The sequence below is a fragment of the Kitasatospora sp. NPDC059599 genome, from assembly GCF_042735125.1.
Lineage (GTDB): Bacteria > Actinomycetota > Actinomycetes > Streptomycetales > Streptomycetaceae > Kitasatospora.
On the sequence record NZ_JBHWCL010000262.1, the window covers coordinates 1 to 5505 of the forward strand.

At 71.9% G+C, this 5505-nt stretch carries 5 protein-coding genes and 1 pseudogene; 1 reads left to right on the plus strand and 5 read right to left on the minus strand.

Annotated elements, in window-relative coordinates:
* Positions 1-143 precede the first annotated feature (143 nt).
* Both ftsX and ftsE read right to left on the minus strand, forming a co-directional pair.
* A complete protein-coding gene (gene ftsX, locus ACFV04_RS43020; protein ID WP_360253477.1) occupies positions 144-1055 on the minus strand; it encodes a permease-like cell division protein FtsX in 912 nt (303 codons plus the stop codon).
* Between the two features lie 78 nt (positions 1056-1133).
* Complete coding sequence (ftsE, locus tag ACFV04_RS43025) at positions 1134-1823, minus strand: cell division ATP-binding protein FtsE (protein WP_030059730.1); 690 nt, start codon at positions 1821-1823, stop codon at positions 1134-1136.
* Positions 1824-2173: 350 nt separating this feature from the next.
* Here ftsE and ACFV04_RS43030 point away from each other — a divergent pair, with 350 nt between their 5' ends.
* Positions 2174-2368: a hypothetical protein gene (locus ACFV04_RS43030; protein WP_360253479.1), complete on the plus strand. Its 195-nt coding sequence runs from the start codon at positions 2174-2176 to the stop codon at positions 2366-2368.
* Positions 2369-2470: 102 nt separating this feature from the next.
* On the opposite strand, the gene prfB is transcribed toward ACFV04_RS43030, so the two are convergent.
* The 3 genes and pseudogenes from prfB to ACFV04_RS43045 form a co-directional block, all read right to left on the minus strand.
* A complete protein-coding gene (gene prfB, locus ACFV04_RS43035) occupies positions 2471-3583 on the minus strand; it encodes a peptide chain release factor 2 (protein ID WP_380339492.1) in 1113 nt (370 codons plus the stop codon).
* Between the two features lie 56 nt (positions 3584-3639).
* Entirely contained in the window at positions 3640-4893 is a 1254-nt protein-coding gene (locus tag ACFV04_RS43040; protein WP_360253483.1) for a serine/threonine-protein kinase, read from the minus strand.
* A gap of 258 nt (positions 4894-5151) precedes the next feature.
* Positions 5152-5505 (minus strand): annotated as a pseudogene (locus ACFV04_RS43045) (serine/threonine protein kinase); the annotation flags it as partial.

Consider the following 5505-nt stretch of genomic DNA (forward strand, 5'->3'; position numbering starts at 1 on the left):
CGTCGGGGCCCTGGGGGGTTTTGCCAGTTGGCCTGGGTTTTTTCTACCCGGTCCCCCGGGGGCGGGCCCGTCCGGGGGTGGTGGGGATCGGGGGGGCCCCCGGACGGCGCAGTGCCGTCCGGGGCCGCCGAGGCGTTCGGGGATCAGACCTTCAGGTACTTGCGCAGCGTGAAGAACGCCGCCACACCGGCCATCCCCATGCCCACCACGACCAGCAGCGGTATCACCGCCAGCACCGATCCGAGGCCGATGAAGTGGATGAACTGCACCCGGTCGGCCAGCCAGCCCTGCACGAAGAAGTGGCCGCCGATCAGCAGGCCGGAGGCCATCACCGCACCGAGCAGCGCGGCGAACGCGGCCTCGGCGATGAAGGGCATCTGGACGTAGAAGTTCGAGGCACCGACCAGGCGCATGATGCCGGTCTCGCGCCGCCTGCTGTACGCCGACACCCGGACGGTGTTGACGATCAGCAGCAGGGCGACGAAGAGCATCAGCACCATGATCACGAACGCCGCCGTCTGCAGACCGTTCAGCAGGCCGAACAGGTTCTGCAGGATCTTCCGCTGGTCCTCGACCGACTTCACGCCGGGCTTGCCGGCGAAGGCGCTCTGGATCACGTCGTACTTGGTCGGGTCGTTGAGCTTGACCCGCCAGGACTGCGGCAGGGCGTCCGGGCCGAGGACGGGGATGAGCGGGTTGTCCGGGTTCATCTCCTTCCAGTGCTTGTACGCGTCGGCGGAGCTCTCGTACGTGGAGGACTGGACCACCGAGGTCATCTTGTCCAGCTGGGCCTTGATGTCCTGGACCTGCTGGTCGGTGGCCGCGCCCTTGTCGCACTGGGGCGAGTCGCGGGCGTCCGCCTTGGTGCAGAAGTAGATGCTCACCTCGACCTTGTCGTACCAGTACCCCTTCATGTTGTTCACCTGGTCGCGGACCAGGAGCGAGGAACCGGCGAGGGCGAGGGAGAGCGCGACGCTGACGACGACCGCGATGGTCATCGTCAGGTTGCGTCGGAGACCCACACCGATCTCCGACAGGACGAACTGGGCACGCATGCGGGAAACAACTCCAGGGTCGGTACTGCTCTGGTCTGGCGGTACGGGCCGGCGGCCCTACGGGTCAGCGCTGGGGGATCAGTGCTGGTACCCGTAGACGCCGCGGGCCTGGTCGCGGACGAGCAGCCCCTTGTCGAGCTCGATGACGCGCTTGCGCATCTGGTCGACGATCGCCTGGTCGTGGGTGGCCATCAGCACCGTGGTGCCGGTGCGGTTGATGCGGTCGAGCAGCTTCATGATGCCGACCGAGTTCTGCGGGTCGAGGTTGCCGGTGGGCTCGTCCGCGATGAGCAGCATCGGACGGTTCACGAAGGCGCGGGCGATCGCCACCCGCTGCTGCTCACCACCGGACAGCTCGCCCGGCATGCGGTCCTCCTTGCCGCCGAGGCCGACCAGCTCCAGCACCTCGGGCACCACCTTGTTGATGGCGCTCTTGGGCTTGCCGATCACCTCGAGGGCGAAGGCGACGTTCTGCGCGACCGTCTTGTTGGGGAGCAGGCGGAAGTCCTGGAAGACGGTGCCCAGCTGGCGGCGCATGTGCGGCACCTTCCAGTTGGACAGCTTGCCGAGGTCCTTGCCGAGCACGTGCACGGCGCCCGTGCTGGGACGCTCCTCGCGCAGGCACAGGCGGAGGAACGTGGACTTGCCCGAGCCGGACGAGCCGACCAGGAAGACGAACTCGCCCTTCTCGATCTCCAGCGAGACGTTGTCCAGGGCGGGACGGTTCTGCTTGGGATAGGTCTTGGAGACGTTGTCGAATCTGATCACGGCTGCATCACGGAGGCCATCCTAGGCGGCGCCAATCCTCGGTCGATCCGCCCCGGGGGCCCGGCCCGGGGGCGGGCGAAGGGAGCGCGGAGGGCCGCTCCCGGTCTGGGACCATACGCGAATCGGCAACCGGCCCGCAGGGGCAGCCCGTGACAGCCCTCCGAATCTGGGGGAGAATGACTGTTTATGCCCGGAATATTGCGAGGCATCTCACAGCCCGGGAGCCGGAACCGCCGGAACCTGGCAGAGTGGGAGGTGGCGACCGCGTCCGGCCGCTCCCCCGTACAGGGCAAGAACGGGAACCAAGGCCCCGTCCGGTGCGTTGGCTGTAGCAGCGAGGAGGAGATCGCATGACCTGCGACCATCTGGTGTGCGCCAACTGCAACGGCCGTGTCAGCGACGGGCGTTGCCCGGTATGCCGCGCCAACCGGGCCCGACTGCAGGACCAGCAGGGGCCGTTCGCCGCATTCTCCCCCGCGATGCTGCTGGCCCTGCTGGCCGGACTGCTCGCGGTGGCGCTGATCGCCCGGCAGGCGCTGGCCTGAGGCCCATCCGTTCCACCCCCTCGTGATCCTCCGATCCACCCCGGTCCACGACGAAGGGCCCCGACCGCAGCGGTCGGGGCCCTTCGCTCTGTCGTCGCGCCGTTACTCGGCGCTGGTCTCGCGCTGCTTGCGCCAGCGGATGCCGGCCTCGATGAAGCCGTCGATGTCGCCGTCCAGCACGGCCTGCGGGTTGCCGGCCTCGTACGCGGTGCGGACGTCCTTGACCATCTGGTACGGGTGCAGGACGTAGGAGCGCATCTGGTTGCCCCAGGAGCTGCCGCTGTCCTTGAGCGCGTCCATCGCCGCCTTCTCCTCCTGGCGGCGCCGCTCCAGCAGCTTGGCCTGGAGGACGTTCATCGCGGACGCCTTGTTCTGGATCTGCGAGCGCTCGTTCTGGCAGGAGACCACGATGCCGGTCGGGAGGTGCGTGATGCGCACCGCCGAGTCGGTGGTGTTGACGCCCTGGCCGCCGGGGCCGGAGGCGCGGTACACGTCCACGCGCAGCTCGCCCTCGTCGATGTCGACGTGGTCGGACTGCTCGACGACCGGGAGGACCTCGACGCCGGCGAAGGAGGTCTGCCGGCGGCCCTGGTTGTCGAACGGCGAGATGCGGACCAGGCGGTGGGTGCCCTGCTCGACCGAGAGGGTGCCGTAGGCGTACGGCGCCTTCACGGTGAAGGTCGCGGACTTGATGCCGGCCTCTTCGGCGTACGAGGTGTCGTACACCTCGGTCGGGTACCCGTGCCGCTCGGCCCAGCGCAGGTACATGCGCATCAGCTGCTCGGCGAAGTCGGCGGCGTCCACGCCACCGGCCTCGGCACGGATGTTGATCAGCGCCTCGCGGGCGTCGTACTCGCCGGACAGGAGGGTGCGGACCTCCAGCTCCTCGACCGCCTTCTGGAGGGCGACGAGCTCGACCTCGGCCTCGGCGCGGGTGTCCGCGTCGTTCTCGGCCTCGGCCAGCTCGAACAGCACGCCCAGGTCGTCGATGCGGCTGCGCAGGCCCTCGACCCGGCGCAGTTCGCCCTGGAGGAAGGAGAGCCGGCTGGTCACCTTCTGCGCGTTCGCGACGTCGTCCCACAGGGTGGGGGCGGCTGCCTCCTCCTCCAGGACCGCGATGTCGGCCCGGATCTTGTCCAGGTCGAGGACGGCCTCGATCGACCCCATGGTCGTATCGAGGTTCTTGAGCTCTTCGGAAGGATCGACGGCTGCCACGCCCCCAGGGTAATGGTTCCGGGGGTGGTCATGACGACACCCCCGCTCCCCCGGCCCTACGGCGCCCGCGGGGCGGTGCCGTGCACGGCCGGGCGGGCCGGGTGGCCGCGGTCCGGCGCGGTGGCCGCGAAGGCCGTCCAGGCCGCGGCCGCACCGGCCAGCAGCAGGACGGTGGCCAGCAGGACGGCCAGCAGCCGGCGGCGGCGCAGCAGGGCCTGGCGGTCCCGGCGGTGGCCCGGCGCGGTGCGCTGGGCGCGGGACTCGGCGGCGTACGCGGCCAGCTCCTCGGCGGAGGGCCGGCGCAGGCTGGTGTGGGTGTCCCGGGTGGAGTCCGGGGCGGCGCCGGGCACCAGCGGGACGGCCGGCCCGCGGCGGCGCTTGTGGACGCCCGGGCCGGCGTCGACCTCGGCGTAGACGGCCTCGCCGGGGGTCAGCTGCTCCTCGGCCGGGGCGCGGCCCTGGGCGGGCACCACGAGCACCGGCAGGCCGGCCAGCGACGGCAGCTGCTCGCGCAGCCGGGCGGCCAGCTCGGCGGCGCGCAGCCGGGAGGCGGGGGCCTTGGCCAGGCACTCGGAGATGATCCGCCACAGCCCGTCCGGCAGGCCGGGGATCGGCGGCACCTGCTCGGTGACGTGCCGGCGCAGCACCGCGCCGGTGTGGCCGCCGCCGAACGGGGTGAAGCCGGCCAGCAGCTCGTACAGGACGGTGGCGAGGGCGTAGATGTCGACGGCCGCGCGCGGCTCCAGGCCCTCGATGATCTCGGGGGCCAGGTAGTCGGGGGTGCCGATGATCCGGGTGGCCCGGGTGCGGCGCGGGGCGTCGACCAGGCGGGCCACGCCGAAGTCGGTGAGCTTGGCGCGCGGGGCGCCGCCGGGGCCGGGGGCGGCGGCGAGGTCGAGCAGGACGTTCTCCGGCTTGACGTCGCGGTGGACGATCCCGGCCGCGTGGGCGGCGGCGAGGCCGTCGGCGACGTCGGCGATGATCGAGGCGGCGGTCTGCGGCGGCAGCGCGCCGTCCCGCTCCAGCCGGGAGCGCAGGTCGCTGCCCTGGACCAGTTCCATCACCAGGGCGAGGTCGCTGCCGTCCACGACCATGTCGCGCACGCCGACCACCCGGGGGTGGTCGAGGCTGGTCAGCGCGGTGCGCTCCTGGACGAAGCGGCCGACCAGCACCTGGTCGGAGGCGAGGTCCTCGCGCAGCAGCTTGACCGCGACCGGGCCGTCGGGCCCCTCACCGAGCCAGACCGTCCCGGCCGAACCCCGGCCGATGACCTGGTGGACGGTGTACCGGCTGCCGATCTTGCGTGCCAATGCTGCTCCGTGGGCGGCGCGGGAGCGCTCCGGGGGTCCGGCGCGCTCGGTGGGGCGGGACAACAGCGACCAACCTACGCGCCCGGAGGCCCCGAAGGGCCGCCTGATGGCCCCGGAGCGGGAGTCTCGGGCGAGAAATCTCGGAAATTGTCGACAAAGCGTCAATCTTGCCGTCCGGCACCGGCGTCGGGCCCGGACCGGTCGGTCCGGGCTCCGCGGCGGATCCGTCCCGGCCGGTCCCGGCGGCCGGCGACGGCGCTACTTGCCGAAGACGCTGTTCACCCAGTCCCGCGCCGAGTCGAACCAGCCCACGACGTTGTCCCAGTAGTGCGGCAGCGGGGTGAAGTTCCACAGCGCCACCCCCGCCACGGTCAGCACCAGCAGCACCATCAGGCAGCCCTTGAGGCAGCCGAGCCCCGGGATGTACATCCGGTTGCGGCTGCGCGGGCGCGGCTCGCGGGCCGGCGCCGGCTCACGGCGGCGGGCCGGCTCGCGCGGCGGCTCCTCACGCCGCGGCGGGGCCTCCCGGTACTGCGGCGCCGGCGGCTCGGCCCGGCGCGGCGCCGGGGAGGGCGGGGGCGGCGGGTAGCCGCCCTGCGGCTGGCCGTACCC

What these genes read in the sequence shown, in the direction of transcription:
- ftsX (WP_360253477.1), bottom strand. Translation starts at nt 1,055, where the DNA reads ATGCGTGCCCAGTTCGTCCTGTCGGAGATCGGTGTGGGTCTCCGACGC.
- ACFV04_RS43030 (WP_360253479.1), top strand. Translation starts at nt 2,174, where the DNA reads ATGACCTGCGACCATCTGGTGTGCGCCAACTGCAACGGCCGTGTCAGC.